The sequence below is a fragment of the Paenarthrobacter sp. TRD_SC_7 genome (assembly GCF_056156245.1).
Map to the genome: position 1 here is coordinate 3,766,717 of NZ_CM149587.1, position 20,282 is coordinate 3,786,998.

Consider the following 20,282-nt stretch of genomic DNA (forward strand, 5'->3'; position numbering starts at 1 on the left):
AGCCGGGGCGGTTTCCAGCGGTTATCGCAACAGGAAGGTTCTGATCATCTCATTGAGGGTGCAGCCGTCGGATCGTTGGCGGGGTCTGTCGTTGAGTGCATGGGCGATGTAATCAAGGTCTGTCTGGCTGTAGATCCTTGTGCCTGCGCATCTCGGTGCCCTGGCCCCAGGTCAGTGAGAGCCTCAGCTCGTCGGGAAGGGAGCCGCGGGTTCGTTCTTTTATGCGGGTTCGAGCTGGCTTTGGGGCCACGAAGTGGCGGTCGAGTCCTCTACTGCTCTCTGTCGAACATCCGGGCGACTCCTTGACCGTGGCCCTCCATCCGTCTAAGGCGGGCAACGGAGCGGGCCCTACTGCCCGTGTACTTAGGGCTGGGGCGTCATATGTGCCCGTCCGCTCCGGTGGCGCGGCTGGCCGTGGATGCGTTCGCGCAACTGATGCCCGGTGGTATGCCCCTGGGCGCGGTGACTTCAGGTCACCGCGCCCAGGATGCTTCGCCGAGAGTGTCAGCCGGCGTGGGCGTATTTGGCCGGGTCGGCGTCGAAGGCCGGTCCGCAGCCTGCGCAGCAGAACCAGTAGCGCTTTCCTTCGAAGTCACGGTAGAGGCCACTGGCCTCGGCCGCAGCCTTGACTACAGGCGTGCCGGCCATGACGGGGCAGTGGGCAATTGCGTCATTGTCTTGCGAGGGACGCTCGGTGAGAGTCAGGTCCTCTGTCGAAGTGTCCTTGGCGGAGGTGCTGCAGCAGCTTCCCATGGTGGGTTTTCCTTTCGGGGGTGGGGGGTTAGGCGTCGACCGGCTGCAGCGCGCGGGAGCGGGCTGCAGTCGGGGACGGGTTTACCGCGTGGCTTTTGAAGGAGCGCAAGCGGAGGCTGTTGGTGACCACGAAGATGCTGCTGAATGCCATGGCGGCTCCGGCCAGCATGGGGTTGAGCAGCCCTAGGGCGGCCAGCGGTATCGCGGCTACGTTGTAGGCAAAGGCCCAGAACAGGTTGGTTTTAATCGTGGCCAGGGTTTTACGGGCAAGCCGGATCGCGTCGGCGGCGGCACGTAGATCTCCTCGGACCAAGGTGAGGTCAGCCGCTTCGATGGCCACGTCCGTCCCGGTTCCCATGGCCAGGCCCAGGTCCGCCTGGGCCAGCGCCGCGGCGTCGTTGACGCCGTCGCCGACCATGGCCACGACCTTGCCCTGCTTCTGCAGGTCCGTGACAACACGGACTTTGTCTTGGGGCATGACTTCTGCGATGACCTGCTCGATCCCCACCTGGGCGGCGACCTGTTCGGCCACGACACGATTGTCGCCTGTGAGCAGCACCGGCGTCAGACCAAGGGCGCGGAATTGTGCGATGGCTTCTGCGCTGGTGTCCTTGATTGCGTCGGCAACGGTGATCACACCGCGGACCTGCCCGTCCCAGGCTACGACTACTGCCGTCTCGCGGGCTGCTTCGGCCTCAGCCTTGGCACGAGCCAGCTCCACCGGCATCGTCAGTGACCAGTCAGCGAGCATGGATTCGCGTCCCACGATCACCAGATGCCCTTCCACCACGCCTTGAACGCCGCGGCCTTCGACGTTCGCGAAGTTTTCGGGGGTTGGCAGGTCCCCGACGCGTTCGGTGGCACCGCGGGCGATCGCTTGGGCGATGGGGTGTTCTGAGGAATCCTCCAAGGCTCCGGCGACGCGGAGCAGTTCGTCAGGGTTGGTGCCTGGCGCGGTGTGCACGTCCCGCAAGGTCATCTTGCCGGTGGTGACAGTTCCGGTCTTGTCGAGCAGGATGGTGTCGACCTTGCGGGTTGATTCGAGGACTTCTGGGCCCTTGATCAGGATGCCCAATTGGGCTCCCCGGCCGGTGCCGACCAACAGTGCGGTTGGCGTGGCCAATCCCAGGGCGCACGGGCAGGCGATGATGAGAACGGCCACGGCCGCGGTGAATGCGGCCGTTACCGGAAATCCTGCGCCGAGCCACGCGGCCAGTGTGCCAACAGCCACTGCGATCACGATGGGCACGAATACACCGGAGATCCGGTCAGCCAAACGTTGGACCTCGGCCTTGCCGGATTGGGCGTTCTCCACCAGTTGCGCCATTTGCGCCAGCTGGGTGTCCGAACCTACGCGTGTGGCGCGGATGACCAGCCGGCCACCGGAATTGACGGTGGCGCCGGTCACTGTGTCGCCGGCGCCGACTTCCACAGGCACCGATTCGCCGGTGAGCATCGACTCGTCCACCGCGCTGCGGCCGCTGACGACCACGCCGTCCGTTGCAATCTTCTCGCCCGGCCGGACTATGAACTCATCGCCGACGGACAGCTGATCGGTGGGGATGCGAATCTCGTCACCGTCGCGCAGCACGGCCACGTCCTTGGCGCCCAACTCCAGTAAGGCACGCAGCGCTGCCCCGGCCTGGCGTTTGGAACGCTTCTCAAAGTAGCGGCCTGCCAGGATGAACAGGATCACCCCGGCGCCGACTTCCAGGTAGATGTTGCCCGCACCATCAGTGGGAGCCACGGTCAGTTCGAAGGGGTGCGTCATCCCCGGCATCCCGGCGGTGCCGAAGAACAGGGCGTAAAGGGACCACAGGAACGCAGCAGTGGTGCCCATGGAGATCAGGGTGTCCATGGTCGCGGCACCGTGCCGCAGGTTGGTGTACGCGGCTTTGTGGAAGGGCCAGCCCGCCCAGAGGATCACCGGAGCGGCCATCGCCAAGGAAAGCCATTGCCAGTAATTGAACTGCAGGGCAGGGAGCATCGCCATGGCGATGACGGGGATCGCGAGCACGGCACTGCCGATGAGACGGTGTTTCAGCGACCGCAGTTCGGCGTCGGGACGGTTGTCGTCTTCGTCGTTTTGATGTTCCTGCCGTGCGCTGGGCAGGGCCGCGGAGTATCCGGTCTTTTCGACCTCCGCAACCAAGGACTGAGGATCGTATCCGGCAGGAGCGGTGATGCGGGCCTTTTCGGTAGCGTAGTTTACGGAGGCGATGACGCCATCGAGCTTGTTGAGTTTGCGTTCGATCCGGTTGGCGCACGAGGCGCACGTCATCCCGCCGATCTCTAGCTCGATGTCGAGTTCCGGCGCTGGCTGCCAGGCTGCTGATGCAGACATGGGGTGCTTCTTTCTCCCGCTACGGAGCCCGACCTGTCAGGGTCACGCTCCTTGGGGGGGTCGTAGAGGGATGGGTCAGTGCCCGCCGTGTCCGTCGTCGGCTGTGCCGCCGTCGGTGGGTGCCGGTTCCTGGGCGGGTGCGGTCGCAGTGCGGGGTGATCCCGTGGTGTCGACGGTGAACTGGGCAGTGTGGACCTGCCCGTCCACCTGGAAATCGAAATAGAGGTAATAGCGGCCCGGCGTCGGGGGCGTGGTAGCAAATTTCACTTCGGGCCCGGAGACCCCGCCGTGACCTGGCTCGGCACCTTCAGGATGGGTATGCAGATAGGCCATGTCGCCTGCCCGCAAAGCCACCAGGTGCCCATAAGCCCCCAGATAGGGCTGCAGGTTTGTCACCGACTGCCCACTGCGCTTAACAGTGACCGTCAGATCCGATGGTGATCCGGCTAGCAGGTTGCCTTGGAGAGAGACGTGGAACCCTTGGACCTCATCATTAGCGGTGAGTTCCGGTGCCGCTGGCTTGAGTGAACCGGCTACATCGACAGTCCGGGTCAGCGTCACATTCCCGTCCGAGCCGGTAGGGACGACGTCGGCGTAAATCCGGTACGTACCAGCCGCCTCCCACCGCCACGGCAGGGACCACCGCCCGGCTTCGTCCATGACGGGGTGCACATGACGGTACTGTGTCCCGTCCGAACGCACCACGATCAGGTGGGCCTGTTTTTCATGGGAAGCCTCGAACTCGGTGACCGGTGACTCGTCCTTGCCCGTAATGGTAAATGCCAGTTCTCCGTCCGCGCCCACGGCTGTGGGCGCGGAAATGCTCCCCAAAAGGTAGCCAGCGCGTTCCGAGGTTACGCCCTGAACCGGAGAACCGGCCGCGGTGGAGGTATCAGGCGTGGTTTGTTCTGCGTGCCCGCCCCCGGCGTGCCCGTCCATGGAACCTTCCGAGTGCGTCCAAGCTGCTACGGCCTGTTCCGGCACAAGGGCCGCCGCGCCCGCGAAGGTGCCGGTGAAAATCACGGCAAGCCCCGCCGCGTAGGCACCAAGTCTTCCGGCTGCGTTCACGCCGACCGCACCCCCTGGTAGCCGGCAGTCTGCACGGCGGCCAGGACAGCCGCGTCCTCCACCGGCCCGGTGCCGGTGACCACCAGCCTGCCGCTCTGGTGACTTACGTCCACAGACTCGACGCCGGGCACATCCAGGACCTCTTCGCGGATGGACATTTCGCAGTGTCCGCAGGTCATTCCGGTGACCTGGAATTCAGTGGTGTTCATGGTCTGCATTACCTTTCGCTGTACCCCTAGGGGGTATGTGTATAGTTGCCAAGGTACCCACAGGGGGTATCAATGTCAAACGTGGCTTACGACAAGGAGACCGGAATGGATCAGCAGCAGGGAATCGTCATTGTTGGTGCGGGGGCTGCGGGTTTGAGCGCAGCAGCTACGGTGCGGGCTGAAGGCTTCGAGGGGCCGCTGGCTTTGATTAACGGGGAGCCCCGTCAGCCCTACAACCGGACGCTGGTCAACAAGGGAATCCTGCCCGGTCTGCTCACTGGAGAGCAGATCACTCAGCCTGGAGCCCGCGCACTTGAGGGCGATCTCCTCCAGGCCCGCGCTGCCGCTGTGGACACGGAACGTTCAGTCCTCACCTTGGCGGACGGTCGCACTGTGCCATACTCCGCGCTAATCGCCGCTGCCGGGAGCTCCCCACGTCCTGCCGACCGTATGCCAGACGCACCCGATAAGGTCTTCCACCTCCACACGGCAGACGACGCCGCACGGCTGCGCGACCGACTGGGGCAGAACCCGGCAAGCAAGAGTGTCGCGGTTCTGGGTGCGGGGTTCATCGGCGCTGAAACCGCCAGCCTCCTCGCTGATGCCGGCACCCGGGTTCACCTCATTGCGCGATCTGCAACACCACTGGCCTCTGCGTTGGGCAGTCGAATCGCGGAGCGCATCGCCGAACTTCACCGACACAACGTAGACGCCTACTTCGGCCAGGATGTCACCACTCTCACTACCGGTCCCGCCTCTGTCACTATCACGTTGGGCAATGGTCAGGTCCTGGAGTCAGATCTTGTAGTCATCGCCCACGGCACCATGCCAAGCTCCGACTGGCTCACCGGTGCCGATAAGGGCGTCGCCGTCGATACCCGTTTGCGCGCCCGGGACTACCGGGCCGTCTATGCAGCGGGCAGCCTAGCACTTCACCAGACCAAGGACGGGCAGCTTTACCGCATCGACCATTGGGATGCAGCCGTTGCCCAAGGCGCCCATGCGGCCCGAGCGGCCCTGCATGATCTGACTGGGGCGCCCGATCCGGGTCCGTACACCCCGGACACCGGATTCACTCTTACCGTCTACAAGCACTCCGCGGCCGGGTACGGCGCAGTGGTGCCCGGCAGCCACCAACGTCATCTGGGAAGCGAGGATCCCCAAGCAATACTGACTGGCTTCCACCGGCCCGGGGGCGGTATCACCGCGGTGGCCGGACTGAATGCCTTCACCGAATTGCTCGCTGCACGCAGCAAAATCACCGTCCCGTAACTCCTGATTTGCCGGGTTCCACGACATCGCCGATCTCCCTCCCGGGCTGTGGAGTCCCGCCGCTCCCATCATGGCATCGTCACCGCCGGAGACGCAGAAGCGATCAATCCGGATCCATCAAATCAGCAATAGATAGAAGCCTCCCAAACGGGCCGACCACAGAGGAGCCCGACCGGAGTCAGTCCTACTATCCACTCGGCTCCCGCACTGACCACAGGATGGCCAGCGCCAGGGAGCAACCAGAAAGGTCATGTAATGAAACAAGCTCGTCTCAAGATAGTGACGACGGAAGCCAAAGGCTCGCCCGGCACCCTTCGCGCGAACCCCACCCGAAGGTGACCATGTCCGCAGGCATTTTTCCCGATACCAATCGCGCCCGCACCATGCAACGAAAAGTTGTCCGCGTGCTGGCATTGGCCCAGATCCTTGGAGGAATCGGCACCGGCGCCACCATGAGCCTCGGGGCGATGTTGGTCGCTGACGTCTCCGGCTCCGCAGCTTGGTCGGGTATGGCCATGACGATGGGGGCTCTGGGCGCCGCGCTGTTGGCAGTGCCCCTCGCCCGCCTGGCTCAGACCAAGGGCCGGCGCATTTCGCTAAGTACAGGAGCTTGCATCGCTGTGCTCGGTGGCGTGGTTGTGATCATCGCGGCGGGCGTGAACGGTTTGCCGCTGCTCCTAATTGGCATGGTCCTCATGGGCTCGGGTTCCGCCCTGAACCTGCAGGCCCGCTTCGCTGCAACCGACCTCGCGAGCGAGGCGACCCGGGGGCGGGATTTATCCCGCGTTGTATGGTCGACAACCATCGGGGCCGTCGTCGGGCCGAATCTCTTTGGGCCAGGAGAAAAGCTGGGCGAGATCATAGGGATGCCACCGTTCACCGGAGGGTTCATTATTGGCGGGATCGCGCAGCTGCTCGGAGCAGCCGTCTATCTCGTTGGCCTTCGGCCGGATCCGTTGCTCATTGCAGCTGGAGTCCAAAGTGCCGCGGGAGGCATCCTGCCCCGGACCCAAGGAACTTCAGTTGGCGGTTTCCAGCTGCTGCGCTCTTCGCCGCGTGCCAAACGTGCGGTGCTCACCCTGGCTTTGAGCCACGCCGTCATGGTGGCACTTATGGCCATGACCCCCGTGCATGTGACCGGACATGGCGCCTCCCTCAACATGGTTGGGCTGACGATCAGCCTGCACGTGGTTGGCATGTTCGCGTTCTCCCCGGCCCTTGGTTACCTCACGGACCGCTTTGGCGCACGGATAGTTGCCCTGGCGGGGCAGGCCATACTCCTTGGTGCCCTGCTGTTCGCCATGCTGGGGTCCGGGAATGACGTCCTGGTCAGCGTGAGCTTGGGCTTGCTGGGCTTGGGCTGGTCGGCCTCCACTCTGGCTGGCTCCGCTATGGTCAGCCAAGCGGTTGCGTCCACTCATCGACCACGGCTGCAGGGCGTTTCTGATTCACTCATGAATTTGGCAGGAGCGGCAGGCGGCGCAGCCGCCGGGCCCGTCCTGGCATACATCGGATTCAACGGGCTAAGTGCCGCCCTTATCGCCCTGGTGGCTGTCACGGTGATAGCCCAGATCGGGCGCAGGTAAAGAAGTGGCCGCCCTGCAGGTGCAGGGCGGCCACTTGGGGTTCGGCCTAGTTCGTGTCCGTCAGCATGCGGCTGCTCCGGCGAGCCGATGCCACCGCTTCCGAGGGAATCACCAAGGTTGGTCGGGTGGCGTGGTGAAGGACGTTGGCCGAGGTGCTTCCCAGCAAGGTTGCTTTGAAGCCACGCAACCCCCGGGAACCCAGAACGATCAGATCAACATCCAACTCCTCGGCGGTGTCCACGATGGTTTCGGACGCCGTGGCCATCGTGGACGCGATCAACGGCTCGGCGATCAAGCCGAGGCTGCGTGCCAATTCCGCACCGTCAGCGGCAATCCGTTCTGAAACGTCCAGTGCTGCGGCGTCAAGCTCCTGTAATTCCTCCAGCGCCGGATGGCCTTCCAGATGCGCGGCGAAGCCTTCCAGCGGTTGGCGGGCATAGAGCAGCACGGCTGTTGCGCCTGGAAATAGATCTGCGACTGTTTGCATTGCGCTCTGCGCGTTGGGGGACCCGTCGTAAGCGATGAGCAGTTTTGGGGTGTGCATTGCATTTCCCTTCTAGTGATTGATGGCTGAGCTCAATTTCGCTCAGGCAAGTCTGTTGGAGCTCTGTCCGCAGCCGGAAGAGAGTCGGTTCCTGAACTCTCCTGCCGGTTACACCGAGATCGATTCGTCAGCTGCCGGAATGGATGACCGGGGCTTCTTCATTGCAAAGCCTGTGATCACGGCGCCGGCCAAGGCGAGGATTCCAGCGCCGATGAAGGCCGCTGAATACCCTTGCGTCAGCTCTACCCGAGAGGGGTCGGTACCGGAGATGCCGTAAACGATTGCCGTCAGGACTGCGAGTCCAAGTGCGGACCCGATCTGGTAACTGGTGCTCACCAGCCCCGAAGCAACGCCGGTTTCAGCGGGCGGGGCCGCGTTAATGGCGGTACCAAGCGAGGGGACGAACGCCAGTGACATTCCGAGGGCGGCTAAGAGCGATGCAGGAAGAACGTCGACAGCATAATTGCCGTCCGGACGAACAAAGGAAAGCCACACGAGCCCGGCAGCCAACAAGAGCAGGCCGCTAACAATCAGCGACTTGGCGCCGAACCTCCCTTGGAGCCGTGGAGCCCATGCGATCATGACGAGAACTACAAGGCCTGTCATCGGGAGGAGCGCGGCGCCGGCTGCGAAGGCAGTCGCGCCCAGAACCTGCTGAAGGTACAGGTTCAGGAAGAACCACATGGACACCCATGCAGCACCCAGCAGCAGTTGTGCGCCGTTGGCGGCGCCAAGCAAGGGTGCGCGAAGCAAGCCGAGACGCATCAGGGGGTTACGGCTCCGTGCCTGGATGATGAAGAAAATCACCAGCAGGACGAGACCGCCAGCCAGGATGCTGAGGGTGGGGACAGTGAGCCAGCCAACTTCAGGTGCGTTGACAACGGCGTAGACCACTGCGGCAAGCCCGCCGGTGACCGTGAGCGCCCCGGCGACGTCGATGGAACCAGACGCCTTCCGCACAGTTCGGGGAAGCGATGTTGCCGTGAATGCGAGAACGAAGGCCGCGATCGGGATGGTTACGTAGAACACCCAAGGCCAGCTTGCATACTCCGTCAGCACTCCACCGAGGAAGACTCCGGCAGTGCCTCCGATGGGCGCCGCTGCGCCGTAGACAGCGAATGCTTTCGGAAGGTCCGACGTACCGCCGAACAGCATCATCAGCAGAGTAAGAGCCGCCGGCGCAATCAACGCGGAACCGGCACCTTGGATAGCGCGGCCAGCAATCTCCAGTCCGACATTGTTGGCCGCCCCAGCCAGCAACGAGCCCGCGATGAGGATGATCCATCCCAACGCAAAGATCTTCCGAGCGCCGAAGACATCCGAGAGACGACCTCCCAACAGGAGCAGGCCTCCGAAGGCCACGACGTACGCGTTGAAGACCCATGACAGAGATTCCGGCGTGAATCCAAGGTCCTTTTGAATATCGGGCAGAGCGACACCAATGATCGAGGTGTCCATAATGACGACGAACTGCGCCGTAGCGATCAGCACCAGGCCTAGCCAGCGCTTCGCCGGCGAAAGGGGTGGATGGTTAGACATTTATCTTCCTCCTGAGAACTGCCGGAGATACCGACTAGATGCAGGGTATACCCATAGGGGGTATGGGTGTCAACACCTAGGGACACAGAAAGTTGATACCCCCAGCGGGTATGAGGAATAGAGTTTTACGGAAGGCCTGTTGAACAGGAAAGGAGACAACCTCTAAGCCGCGGACCGCCGTGTGCGCCGTTTACCGTGGAGCCTTGTTAGCCCCCCTGCTACAGGCGCGTCTTGTCGGTCGAATACTCCTCGGCCGCGTAGATCCCGCCTTGGGGCAACGACGGATCGAAGTCCGCCTCCGCTCCCCACTGGGCAGCGTCGTCCTCAGGAAGGAACCCGACAGCTTCTCCCGCATCTAAGTCCCACCACCCAGCGGTGTTTGCCGAGACGGCGTAAAAGACGGCTACGTGTTCAGTCGTCGTCATGGCGGCCAGGAACGCCCGAACCGCATCTGACGGGCTGAGCCAGGTCCGCTGCTCGCGCGCAGAACCCGGACGATGTTCGTAACTGCCGATACGCACCGCGATGGTGCTGAGGCCAAATTTGTCCGCGTAGAGCCGGCAAAGAGCTTCGCCCGCTACCTTCGACACCCCGTAGAAGCCGTCCGGTCGGGGCGGCATCTCAGGTGAGACCCGAACGCCGGCGGAGTACATACCCGTCAGGCGGTTGCTGCTGGCGTAGACCACCCGGGACACACCTGCCCGTCGGGCAGCCTCCAGAACGTGGTACGTACCGACGATGTTTACCTCCGCCAGGTCATGGAAATCCGCCTCATCAGGGATCCCTCCAAGGTGGATCACACCATCCGCGTTCGCGAACAGCTCCACCAACGAGTTCAGGTCACTGAGATCCGCCGTCACCACGACATCATTCGGCCCAATCGGCGATACCGAGCGAATATCAGTGGACACCAACCCAACGTGCAGCTCGGAGAGGGCCGCACGAAGGGCGGATCCGATCGTCCCAGCAGCACCCGTGATTACCCAGCGACTCCCCGCAACATCAGCCATCCTCCAACCGTACTGGGTCCTTGTCCGCGCCCAGCCAAAGGTTCCGCAAACAGCCAACGCTGGAAGCCTCCCGTTCCACTTCCTTGGAACTGGAACTCCTGCTCAGGAGCTGAGCCACAACTTCGGAACCTAGCCGCCGGCAATGTCCCGCAGAGTCTGCAGGTGTCCTGCCCATACGTCCCGCCCGGAGGCCGTCACGCTTGCCGATGTCCGCGGCATCTTGCCGGCGAAGCTCTTCTTGATCTTCACGAACTCGGCCTTTTCCAAAATTGAGAGCTGCTTGCTCAACACTGAGTCGCTGACTTGTATGGCGTCACGCAGGTCCTTGAAGTCGAGTGATTCAGCCTTCGCGAGGGCGGCCATGATGGAGAAGCGGACCGGCGAGTGGACGAGCTCGTTGAGCTTGTGCCGCGGGTGTTCTGCTGGTGTGCTCATGCGCGCAGCTCGCGGAAGGCGGCAGCTAGGCCGATGGCAGCCAAGGCAATAGCCGCCGGAATGTAGAACCAGAGGTTTCCGTCGGCGAAGAAGTACGCTCCGCTAACCAGCGCCACAACGTACAGGGCGAAGTAGGCGATGAGGGATGTGACGAACCGTTTTGTGTAGCCGGCCTTGGTTGACGTTTGGAACATGGGCCAGATGCAAGCCGTCACGGCGCCCCAAGCACCCACTGAACAGGCCAGAAGTGCCGCGCCGTACCCGGTGTGGGCCACGATGTGCATCCCGATCATCAGCAGCGAACCCATGATCGCGAGACTGGTGAACATCACGGCCACAGGCCAGGCGGCTGCGTTTATTGATGCCCTACCCAGCGAATCAGCCCTCGCCAGGAGTTCGCGTGCTTCAGCTGCTGACATGTTGCCTGTGTTCTCGCTCATGGTTCCCCCAAGTGGTGATGTTCTGTGACGCCAGCCTAGGAAAGTACTTTCCATATTGTCAAGTACTTTCCTAAGCAGCTGCATGTCATCCAGTTATCACCAGCCGCAACGAAGCCGGTAAATTTGAACCCAGAAGTTCTGACCCTCGGTGAGTACCACGCCGCACCTCACGAAAGCAGGATCATATGACTGTCTCTCCCCTCATTTGGGGCATCACCATCGTCGTTATTCTGGCGCTGCTCGCCTTCGACTACTTCTTCCACATCCGGAAGGCCCACGTCCCCTCACTGAAGGAAGCGGCCATCTGGTCCGGCATCTACGTGGGACTGGCTGTGGTCTTCGGCGTTCTGGTCCTGATCTTTGGCGGCGGCCAAATGGGTTCGGAGTACTTCGCCGGCTACATCACGGAGAAGGCCCTCTCAGTAGACAACCTCTTCGTGTTCCTGATCATCATGGCGAGCTTCCGGGTCCCGCGTGAAGATCAGCAGAAAGTCCTGCTCTTCGGCATCGTTTTCTCGCTGATCGCCAGGACCGGCTTCATCTTCCTGGGCGCCGCACTGATCAACTCGTTCGCTTGGGTGTTCTACATCTTCGGCCTCATCCTGCTCCTCACTGCAGGCAACCTGCTCAAGCCCGATGGCCACGGCGACAAGCAAGCCAACAACTTCATCATCCGGCTGGCCAAGAAGTTCTTCCACACGACGGATAAGTACGACGGCGACAAGCTCTTCACCTTGGTCAACGGCAAGCGGGCCCTCACTCCCATGCTGTTGGTAATGGTGGCCATCGGCGGCACGGACATCCTCTTCGCCCTCGACTCCATCCCTGCGATCTTCGGCCTCACCCAGAACGTGTTCATCGTGTTCACCGCCACGGCCTTCTCACTGATGGGCTTGCGCCAGCTCTACTTCCTCATCGACGGCCTGCTTGACCGCCTCATCTACCTCTCCTACGGCCTGGCAGCCATCCTCGCGTTCATCGGCGTCAAGCTGATCCTGCACGCCCTGCACGAGAACACCCTGCCCTTCATCAACGACGGCGAACACGTCAACGTCATCGAAATCACCACGGGCCTGTCGCTGAGCGTGATCATCGGAACCCTGGTCATCACCGTGGTGCTCTCACTTCTCAGCCCGGCCGGCAAGGCACAAACCGCCATCAACAACGCACGCCGGCACGCCGTCAACTACCTCGACCTCGACTACACGGCCGACGCCAACGAGCGTGAGCGCATCTACCGGGCACTGACTGCGGAAGAAGCCCAGATCGTGCAGATGCCCCTGAAGTACAGGAACAAGGCGAAGGATGTGGAGAAGATCCGCGAGCAGGTTGCCGAGGCGCACCGCCAGCACGAGGCGTTCCTCCAACGCTGACAATCCTGCCCAATGAACGGCAAGCCCTCTACTAGCTAGACGCCCAGGAGCACGCTGATCTGATCCCGGATCTCGTCGCCAACCTGGGCGTCAGTGAGTTCGGTATTTGCCGATGACGCCATGCTAATAAACATGACGGACGTGACGATCTGAGCCAGCTTTTCCGGATCACGGGCAGCCAGTCGCTCGTCCTGAGCAAGAATCTCTGCAATGGCGGTCTCTGTGCGCATGGTGAGCGACAGCGCCTCTGCATGATGGGGTTCGGCAGGATCACCGAAGACGATTTCCCTCAGGTAGGTGCGGCCGTTCTCAATCTGAACGCGGTTGCACTCAATGATGGGACGAATGATGGCCATCACCGCGTCGGCCACCGAATTTTCCTTGGAGGCGGCGTCAATTCCTGAGTCGAGGGCTTGGGCGTATTTCACGTTGTGCACCAGGAGAAGCAGCTCCGCCTTGGTCTTGGCGTACAAGAACAAGGTTCCCGATCCGACATCGGCCTTTTCCGCCACTTGCTGGGTGGTGACCTCATCCACTCCGTATTGGGTGAAGAGCTCTCGGGCGGCCGCGGTGATTCGGTCCAGCTTCTCCTGCTTATTCCGTTCACGTCGGCCAAGTGTCTGGGGCGCAGGCTGCATTCAGCTACCGTATCAGCGGTCCGACAAATCAGCGGCCCAGGAATTCGAGAGCTACAGGTACGAACCTGTCATGGAACTGGAAGATGCCACCATGCCCGGAGTCAGGGTAGATGACCAGCTCGCTGCCGGGAATCCTCCGGTGCATGTCATGGGAAAGCTCGGAGGGCACCATGCGGTCGTTGTCACCGTTGGCGATAAGCGTCGGCTGGGTGATGACTCCCAGATCGGCCGACGGCGACAGTCCCCACCGCCTAATGGCCTTCAGTTGCGTCTGGAACGCCTGGAGCTTGATGGGCGCCTCGCGATTGGTGGTGCGCTCCTTCAGCCGCTCAATGAAAGCTCGCGCAGCAGGTTTCCCGGCGGCATTCCGGTTGAAGAAGAGGAACTCCTTAGGATCCTGCCGGGTCAAAGTACCCCGGAGTATGTCGTAGTACGTGGTTCCGATGATCTTCTGGATTCCTTCTCCACCGGCAGGACCCGTACCGGCGAGCACAAGTTTGCGGACTAGGTTGGGGTGCTTTTCCACCAGCGACTGGGCGATCATGCCACCGAGTGAGAAGCCGAAGAGATCCACCTTCTGATAACCGAGGGCGTTGATGAAGCCAGCGGCGTCGTCGGCCATGCTTTCGATGCTGTCCGGAACGGTTCCTGTGGAGGCTCCTACGCCGCGGTTGCTGAACGTGATCACGTGATGTTTCCCGGCGATGGGATCGATGATGCGCGGGTCCCAGTTGTCCATAGTCCCGGCAAGGTGAATCAGGAAAACTACCGGAATTCCACCCTTGGGCCCCAACTCACGGTACGCGTAGCTGACACCGTCGGTCGTCACGGTTTTCGCGGGCACCTGGAAGTATCTGCTGCTCTGCTTGTGCGGTTTGCTGCTCATGATGTTCGTCCTGTCGGTGTTGTTTGGTGACTAGTGATGGCTGACCACGGTCTTGCCGCGGACCCCGCCCTTATCAAGGGCAGACAGGACCTCGGAGGTCTGATCGAACGGAATGACCCGTCCAACTACTGGCCTGATTTCTCCGGCATCAATGAGTGCCGCGATCTCCCGCAACTGCTTGCCGTCGGCGCGCATGAAGAGGAACTCGTACGTGACACCAAGGCGCTTGGCCTTGCGTCGCACGCCCGAGCTGAGCAAAGCTATGACACCCCGCAACAGCGCATTCGCACCCAACTGGCGAGCGGTGCCGGCATCCGGAGGTCCGACGATGCCGATAACTTTTCCGCCCGGCTTCAGGACTGTCATGGAGCGCTCCAGGTTCACGCCCCCGAGGCTGTCCAGGACCAGGTCGTAATCGTGAAGGATCTCCGCGAAGTCCTCTGTCCGGTAGTCGATCACCACATCCGCGCCGAGTTCCCGAACAAAGTCCCTGTTCCCGGCACTGACCGTAGTAGCTACGGTGGCCCCGAGGTACTTGGCGAGCTGGATAGCGAGGGAGCCCACTCCCCCGGCACCAGCATGGATGAGTACCTTGTGGCCCGGGCCCACGAAGCCCCGCTCAACAAGTGCCTGCCAGGCGGTCAACGCCACCAACGGAAGCGAGCCGGCCTCTTCCATGGTGATGGTTGACGGCTTGATGGCCAGGTCTTCCTCGGCGACAGCGACGCGCTCCGCGAACGTCCCGATGCTGTCTTTTCCAGGGCGTGCAAACACCTCGTCGCCGGGCTTGAAGGACCGCACCTTCGCCCCGACCTGCACAACGGTGCCGGCCACATCGTGGCCAAGAACCTGCGGCAGCTTGTATGGGAGGACCTGCTTCAACTCCCCAAGCCTGATCTTCTCGTCGAGCTGGTTCAGTCCGGCGGCTTTCACTTGGACCAGCACGTCATGATCCCCGAGCACGGGCTCAGGGACGTCGATCTGCTGCAACGGTTGCTTGTACTGGGTGAGGACGAAGGCTTTCACAGGACACTCCTTTGATAATTACTGACTTAACTCAATTATGAGTGCACTCAGTTATTAAGTCAAGGGGCTCACCGTGAGCGCTAACTTCCCGAGGCGGACTTCCGATATCCGCTCGGACTCACCCCATACTCACGAGAAAATGCAGTGCTAAACGTGAAGGCGTTGCTGTAGCCGACTTCCTCGGCAATCACGGCAGTGGTATCAGTGCTGGACGCCAATCTGTCGGCGGCCAGCGCCAGTCGCCACGTGGTCAGGTAAGCCATGGGTGACTGCCCGACGGCGGCACGGAAGCGCGCGGCCATGGTCGCCCTTGAGACGTGGCACCTTAGCGCCAATTTCGCCACGGTCCACGGCGTCGCCGGCTCTTGATGCAGGGCCGCGAGCGCTTGGGCAACAACGGGGTCGCGGGTTCCGGCAGCCCAGCTTGGGTTGCCGGATTCGGCGCGGTCTACGCTGACCCGCACCAGCTGCAGCAGGAGAAGATCCAGAATCCTGTCCAGTGCGCCTTCCCGCCCCAAGCCTTGGTGGGTGAGTTCACGTTCCAGCATCGCAAGCAACCCGGCGTCGATGTCTTCTTCTACGAACACCGCCATAGTGGGCAGGGCCGCAATGGCCAGCTGGCCAGCCGCAGCCTCCGATTGATACGTGCCGATCAGCAGCACCGTTTCCCCGTCCGGGCTGTTGCCCCACGTCCGCACGCCTTGGGAGAAAGTGAGTTCCAAATGCTCACCGTCGGGGGTTCGGCAGGACTGGTCATGGGCGATCACAACAGTGGTTGGCCTACGGGGTGTATCAGCCACGACATAAGGGCCCGGTCCGCGGACAGTGGCCGCCTGGCCTCGAACCAGAAGCCCAGGGTCCCCGCCTTCCGCAGTGATCCACGCTTGTCCCCGGACGGCAACAATCACGGTGAGCGCTGCCTGGTCCATCACGTCAATGGCGAACGGCGGGTCCATCACCACGCGCAGGGCAAACGCAGCCTGCGCCCTGGGGCCGGTCAAGAACTGCGACAAGGGATCCATGAGGTCAGTTTAGACGCTTGCATATGAAAACTAGACTCCAAGCCGTTCAGAGTCTCACTACTTCGGGTCAGGCTGAGAACATGACAAATCTCAGCACCTGGCTTCCGATGGCCGCTGGAACTGGTTCGGCCTTGGTGGGCGGCTTCTACTTCGCCTTCTCCGCACTCGTGATGCCTGCCCTCAGGGGCCGGCCAGCAAGCGAAGCCATCACCGCCATGAACTCCATCAACCAGAAAGCAGTGACCCCGCCGTTCATGATCCTGTTCTTCGGCTCGGCCGCCGCATCCGCGGCCGTGGTGATTACCGCCGTCGTTGATCCCGGAAGCCAGCCGATACTGCGTGTGGCGGGAGCCGCCGCTTGCCTGGCTGGATTCGTCTCAACCATGGCAATCAATGTGCCGCTCAACAACCGGTTGGCCCAGGGTTCCAGCCAAGACTGGACCCAGTTCTTGCAAGGCTGGGTGCCCGCCAATCATGCGCGCGCAGCACTCTCCGTGGCCGGCGCGGTGGGACTTCTGGTCCCACTGAATCCCTAGACCGTGGGCTTCCGCCACATCACCGCGAGCACCAGCACCACGGCACTGAGACCGAGCATCACCACGATCATGAGCCCCCAGTTCGCCTGGTTCACCCCAGAGCCGTAAAGCACACCAATTAGTACGGTCGCGGTGATAGCCCCGAGGTATCGGCACGTCTGGAAGATCCCGGTAGCCACTCCCCTTTCCTCGGGGCGCGCAGAAACGTAGAGGCCTTGGTTCGACGCGGTGCTGACCACCCCATACGGGACACCCATCAAGGCAGTCAGGACGAACACCAGCGGCGCCCACAAAGTCATGGTCAGGAACCCGAGCGTGCCGGTCGCGATGGTCAGGATCAACACCCCGGTGATCAGTACTGACCGCACACCGAAGCGCTCAATGAACCGCACGGTCAGTGGCGTCACCACAACCGACAACGCCGCAAGAGGCAGCATCAGCAGGCCCACCACACCGGCGTCGTAATTGCCTGCTTCCTGCAGCAGCTGCGGGAGGCCGAAAAACGCAAAGTAGTAGACGCCGCTGAACACGACGAACAGCAGGTAGACCAGCAGCAGCGGCCGGTTCCGGCCCAGCAGACGCAGGTCCAGGAACGGCGGCTGGAAGCGCAGCTCGCGCCAGGCGAAGAGCGCGCCGATCACCGTAGCGGCGCCCAGCAGGTACCAGCGGTAGCCGGGCATCACGTTGAGCAGCGCCATCATGGCCAGCATCAGCGAGGAGACGAACGCGAGGATGCCGGGGATGTCGGAATCGCGGATAAGTTGGCCGAGCTTGCCGGTCTCGCGGCCGGAATCCACCGGCGCAACTTTGTACACCACGATCATCGCCAACAAAGCGATGGGCACATTGATCGCGAACAGCGCCTGCCAACCAACGAGGCTCACCAGCAGGCCGCCGACCACCGGGCCCACAGCCGCAGCCGACGTGTTCGCCATCTGGATCCGGCCCAATGGCCGCGTGGATGGGAGGTTCGTGAGCCGGCTCAGCTCGGTGACCATCACGACGGCGGACGGGTACGCCGTCGCGGTCCCTACAGCCATGAGCGCGCGGGCCACGCAGACCAACGCGAAGTTGTGCAGGAACGGTGCGATCGCGCACGTGACCGCCACCAACGCCATGCCGAACATGAACAAGCGGCGCGGTCCGAAGCGGTCGGCGAGCCGGCCCATCAGGGGCTGGCCGGCTGCGGACGCGAGGTAGAACGAGGTGATCACCCAAGTGACGGTGGCGACGTCGAGCTCGAAATGCTCCCGCAGGACCACCAGCGCGACGGCGATCATGGACGAGTTCAATGGGTTCAGCGCCGTCCCGAGGCTCAGCGCAGCTATTGCAAGGCCGGGGCGAGGTTTGTTGACGGTCACCCGTCTAAGTCTGCTCCATTGTTGCCTCGGGTCACGAAACAGGTTCACGGGGCGGGCGTGCCAGGCTACTCCTCGAAGTGCGTGGTGATCTTCCCCGACGAAACGGCGGAGATGATCGACTTGGCCAAGTGCCGCAGCTTGATGTTGCGATTACTGGAAGCGGTGCGAAGGATGGTGAAGGCCTCGTCCTGGCTGCAGTGGTTCTGAGCCATGATTGCCCCGACAGCGAGATCAATCACGGTGCGGGACTGCATGGCCGCTGCGAGATCGTTCCGGGCATCACTGAGCTGTGCAATCTTCAGGGCGAGGCGCAACGATTTTGAGGCGTGGGACGCAAAAACTTCTGCCCGCTCTACGTCGGTGTCGCTGAACGCGTCCGGTTGCTCGGAGTAAAGGTTCAACGCCGCACGCGTATCGCCTTCCACCAAAAGGGGGACGCTCAGGATCGATCGCAGCCCTGAATGAGCGGCAGCCTGCACATACCCGGGCCAACGGTGCTCCTGAAGAAGGTCTGGCACCATGACCGGCGTGAGCTTGTCCATGGCCGTGAGGCAAGGGCCGTCAAAGTCGTTTTGGAGCTCATCCATTGCTCTGGCCCGTTGGTCACTGCTGGCTGCGGTGGCCGACTTCTTTCGACGCAATACAGTGATGCCGCAGAAGACGGGTGTTTCTGGATGCGAGAGGCTTTCGGCGGAGAAAGCCGCGAGATCACCGAGGAAAGCCTCGACGTCTTCGCTGCCCAGGACGAGATCCAAAAAGTATCCATTCTGGAGAGCTTCCTGCTCAGGGCGGGGGTTGACCATGCACGTTCCTACTGACTGAAAAGCGTCCCCAGCAGACAGCAAAGGAGCGAATATTGCCGCCCTCTGCAAAACGGTCTGGCAATACCTTATCCTCCAACGATCACCGGTACAAAGTGCGGCCCGAGTGGTCTTGACCTGCGGATACATGAGTCGAAAAGAGGCGTTTGTCAACCTCGGGAAGGGTTTCGCATGATCATGAAAGTAAGTAGGCTTACTAATGCAATCCGAAAACCGGGTACGGACCATTCGTGTAAAGGAGTCGTTCTGATGGGCGTAGAAGACAGCATCCGCAAGGCCACCGAAAACGCGATGGAAGATCTGGCGGGCACCTCCGATCCCGTCGACGACGGGCGGGTCCCCGAGCCGGGCGACAAAGACGACGACGTCCAGGTCCATTCCTCCATCAGCGAAGGCTCCAACGCCATGGATGAGGACCTCTCTCCGAATGACACCCAGCGGAGCCCCGCCGCGACAGGCGACGCGCCAAGGCACCGCGCCGAAGGCTCGCATGACGGCGGAACTCACGACGGCGGAACTCACCAGGACGGCCAGGCGGACGCTGACGTTTCTGCCGGCTCAGGCGACGTGTCTGGCCCGGCCGGCCTGCCCAGCGGCGACCCTGACGACCTACGCGCCGACCCCTCAGAAGGCGGCGGCGACCCATCGACGAGCATGGGCCGGGGCTAAGAGACTCGGACGGAGAAGGGGCGTGCCGTCACCACCCAATTTGGATTCTTCGGGGCTCCAATTCGGCCGATTTGGGTTGTTTTAGGGCCCTGCCGAGTTCAAAGAAGGTGGTGGAGGCGCGGGTCTCCTGCAGCTAGGCTTCGGAGATGCTCCCCCACCCGACAGCCCGCCTCCGCTTTCGCGAGATGACGCTCGCCGATCTTGAGGTAATGAACTCAATGCTCGGCGATCCCGCGGTCATGAGGTACTACCCAGCGCCCAAAACACGGGAAGAAGCACTGGCTTGGATCGAGTGGAACCAGACGAACTACGCTCGCGACGGTTTTGGGTTGTGGATCGTCGAAACGCACGACGGCGGGTTTGTCGGCGACTGCGGGTTGACGTGGCAACAAGTCAACGGGCGGGCCGAGCTTGAAGTCGGCTACCACGTTCGCCTGAACCTTCAAGGCCGGGGGTATGCAACGGAGGCGGCTATGGCCTGCCTGGAATATGCGCGGGATGTTCTTAGGGTTGGTCGCCTAGTGGCAATTATCCACCCGGACAACGGAGCCTCGCGTCGGGTGGCTGAACGGCTGGGAATGCGGCAGCTCGAGGACGACCTGGGCGGGGCGTTGGTGCGGACGGTGATGGGAATTGAGTTCGGCTAGCGGCTTTGCCGTGGCGACCCACTTTGGATCCTGAGAGATCAGAATGCACCCTATTTCGGTTGGATGACTGCCCTTGGGAGTTCAAAGAGGGTGGGGATGCCAC

21 protein-coding genes are annotated in these 20,282 nt (G+C 62.3%); 6 read left to right on the plus strand and 15 right to left on the minus strand.

Translation table 11 applies throughout. The annotated features are described in order from the left end of the window. Positions 1-504: 504 nt before the first annotated feature. The 4 genes from AC0J5Z_RS17915 to AC0J5Z_RS17930 all read right to left on the minus strand — a co-directional run bounded on the left by AC0J5Z_RS17915 (position 505) and on the right by AC0J5Z_RS17930 (position 4,374). Positions 505-753 carry a YHS domain-containing protein gene (locus tag AC0J5Z_RS17915; protein ID WP_475034978.1) on the minus strand — a complete coding sequence of 83 codons (249 nt, stop codon included), beginning with the start codon at positions 751-753 and terminating at the stop codon, positions 505-507. Positions 754-781: 28 nt separating this feature from the next. Then, the gene (locus AC0J5Z_RS17920; RefSeq protein ID WP_475034980.1) at positions 782-3,097 is read right to left on the minus strand and encodes a heavy metal translocating P-type ATPase; all 2,316 of its coding nucleotides are present in this window, start codon (positions 3,095-3,097) and stop codon (positions 782-784) included. A gap of 75 nt (positions 3,098-3,172) precedes the next feature. After that, positions 3,173-4,165: a heavy-metal-associated domain-containing protein gene (locus AC0J5Z_RS17925; RefSeq protein WP_475034982.1), complete on the minus strand. Its 993-nt coding sequence runs from the start codon at positions 4,163-4,165 to the stop codon at positions 3,173-3,175. Then, positions 4,162-4,374 carry a heavy-metal-associated domain-containing protein gene (locus tag AC0J5Z_RS17930; RefSeq protein ID WP_475034984.1) on the minus strand — a complete coding sequence of 71 codons (213 nt, stop codon included), beginning with the start codon at positions 4,372-4,374 and terminating at the stop codon, positions 4,162-4,164. The genes AC0J5Z_RS17925 and AC0J5Z_RS17930 overlap by 4 nt, the downstream gene beginning before the upstream one ends. A 105-nt stretch (positions 4,375-4,479) precedes the next feature. Between AC0J5Z_RS17930 and AC0J5Z_RS17935 the strand changes: the two genes are divergently transcribed. Further along, a complete protein-coding gene (locus tag AC0J5Z_RS17935) occupies positions 4,480-5,646 on the plus strand; it encodes an FAD-dependent oxidoreductase (RefSeq protein ID WP_475034986.1) in 1,167 nt (388 codons plus the stop codon). Positions 5,647-5,987: 341 nt separating this feature from the next. Continuing rightward, positions 5,988-7,232 (plus strand): MFS transporter, encoded by a 1,245-nt coding sequence (locus AC0J5Z_RS17940; protein ID WP_475034990.1) that lies wholly within the window; start codon positions 5,988-5,990, stop codon positions 7,230-7,232. A 46-nt stretch (positions 7,233-7,278) separates the two neighbouring features. Here the strand turns inward: AC0J5Z_RS17940 and AC0J5Z_RS17945 are convergent, their stop codons facing one another. The 5 genes from AC0J5Z_RS17945 to AC0J5Z_RS17965 all read right to left on the minus strand — a co-directional run bounded on the left by AC0J5Z_RS17945 (position 7,279) and on the right by AC0J5Z_RS17965 (position 11,200). After that, positions 7,279-7,776 carry a universal stress protein gene (locus AC0J5Z_RS17945; protein WP_475034992.1) on the minus strand — a complete coding sequence of 166 codons (498 nt, stop codon included), beginning with the start codon at positions 7,774-7,776 and terminating at the stop codon, positions 7,279-7,281. A gap of 108 nt (positions 7,777-7,884) precedes the next feature. Next, positions 7,885-9,315, minus strand: coding sequence for an MFS transporter (locus AC0J5Z_RS17950; protein ID WP_475034994.1), 1,431 nt, complete (start codon positions 9,313-9,315; stop codon positions 7,885-7,887). Between the two features lie 218 nt (positions 9,316-9,533). Continuing rightward, positions 9,534-10,325, minus strand: a complete 792-nt coding sequence (locus tag AC0J5Z_RS17955) for an NAD-dependent epimerase/dehydratase family protein (RefSeq protein ID WP_475034996.1) — start codon at positions 10,323-10,325, stop codon at positions 9,534-9,536. A gap of 129 nt (positions 10,326-10,454) precedes the next feature. Then, positions 10,455-10,760: a winged helix-turn-helix domain-containing protein gene (locus AC0J5Z_RS17960; protein WP_475034998.1), complete on the minus strand. Its 306-nt coding sequence runs from the start codon at positions 10,758-10,760 to the stop codon at positions 10,455-10,457. Next, positions 10,757-11,200: a hypothetical protein gene (locus AC0J5Z_RS17965; protein ID WP_475035000.1), complete on the minus strand. Its 444-nt coding sequence runs from the start codon at positions 11,198-11,200 to the stop codon at positions 10,757-10,759. The genes AC0J5Z_RS17960 and AC0J5Z_RS17965 overlap by 4 nt, the downstream gene beginning before the upstream one ends. A gap of 185 nt (positions 11,201-11,385) precedes the next feature. On the opposite strand from AC0J5Z_RS17965, the gene AC0J5Z_RS17970 reads away from it, so the two are divergent. Then, positions 11,386-12,573, plus strand: a complete 1,188-nt coding sequence (locus AC0J5Z_RS17970; protein ID WP_475035002.1) for a TerC family protein — start codon at positions 11,386-11,388, stop codon at positions 12,571-12,573. Between the two features lie 35 nt (positions 12,574-12,608). On the opposite strand, the gene AC0J5Z_RS17975 is transcribed toward AC0J5Z_RS17970, so the two are convergent. The 4 genes from AC0J5Z_RS17975 to AC0J5Z_RS17990 all read right to left on the minus strand — a co-directional run bounded on the left by AC0J5Z_RS17975 (position 12,609) and on the right by AC0J5Z_RS17990 (position 16,145). Continuing rightward, the gene (locus tag AC0J5Z_RS17975; protein ID WP_475035004.1) at positions 12,609-13,211 is read right to left on the minus strand and encodes a TetR/AcrR family transcriptional regulator; all 603 of its coding nucleotides are present in this window, start codon (positions 13,209-13,211) and stop codon (positions 12,609-12,611) included. A gap of 28 nt (positions 13,212-13,239) precedes the next feature. After that, positions 13,240-14,097 (minus strand): alpha/beta fold hydrolase, encoded by an 858-nt coding sequence (locus AC0J5Z_RS17980; protein WP_475035007.1) that lies wholly within the window; start codon positions 14,095-14,097, stop codon positions 13,240-13,242. 30 nt (positions 14,098-14,127) lie between these two features. Beyond that, complete coding sequence (locus AC0J5Z_RS17985; RefSeq protein ID WP_475035009.1) at positions 14,128-15,123, minus strand: NADP-dependent oxidoreductase; 996 nt, start codon at positions 15,121-15,123, stop codon at positions 14,128-14,130. 80 nt (positions 15,124-15,203) lie between these two features. After that, positions 15,204-16,145: a cupin domain-containing protein gene (locus tag AC0J5Z_RS17990; protein WP_475035012.1), complete on the minus strand. Its 942-nt coding sequence runs from the start codon at positions 16,143-16,145 to the stop codon at positions 15,204-15,206. 80 nt (positions 16,146-16,225) lie between these two features. Here AC0J5Z_RS17990 and AC0J5Z_RS17995 point away from each other — a divergent pair, with 80 nt between their 5' ends. Further along, complete coding sequence (locus AC0J5Z_RS17995) at positions 16,226-16,681, plus strand: anthrone oxygenase family protein (protein WP_475035014.1); 456 nt, start codon at positions 16,226-16,228, stop codon at positions 16,679-16,681. On the opposite strand, the gene AC0J5Z_RS18000 is transcribed toward AC0J5Z_RS17995, so the two are convergent. Beyond that, a complete protein-coding gene (locus AC0J5Z_RS18000) occupies positions 16,678-18,042 on the minus strand; it encodes an MFS transporter (protein ID WP_475035018.1) in 1,365 nt (454 codons plus the stop codon). The genes AC0J5Z_RS17995 and AC0J5Z_RS18000 overlap by 4 nt on opposite strands. Positions 18,043-18,107: 65 nt before the next feature. Next, complete coding sequence (locus tag AC0J5Z_RS18005; protein ID WP_475035020.1) at positions 18,108-18,845, minus strand: GAF and ANTAR domain-containing protein; 738 nt, start codon at positions 18,843-18,845, stop codon at positions 18,108-18,110. Positions 18,846-19,112: 267 nt separating this feature from the next. Between AC0J5Z_RS18005 and AC0J5Z_RS18010 the strand changes: the two genes are divergently transcribed. Beyond that, positions 19,113-19,532: a hypothetical protein gene (locus tag AC0J5Z_RS18010; protein WP_475035022.1), complete on the plus strand. Its 420-nt coding sequence runs from the start codon at positions 19,113-19,115 to the stop codon at positions 19,530-19,532. Positions 19,533-19,678: 146 nt separating this feature from the next. Further along, positions 19,679-20,179 (plus strand): GNAT family N-acetyltransferase, encoded by a 501-nt coding sequence (locus AC0J5Z_RS18015; RefSeq protein WP_475035024.1) that lies wholly within the window; start codon positions 19,679-19,681, stop codon positions 20,177-20,179. The last annotated feature ends 103 nt before the right edge of the window (positions 20,180-20,282 follow it).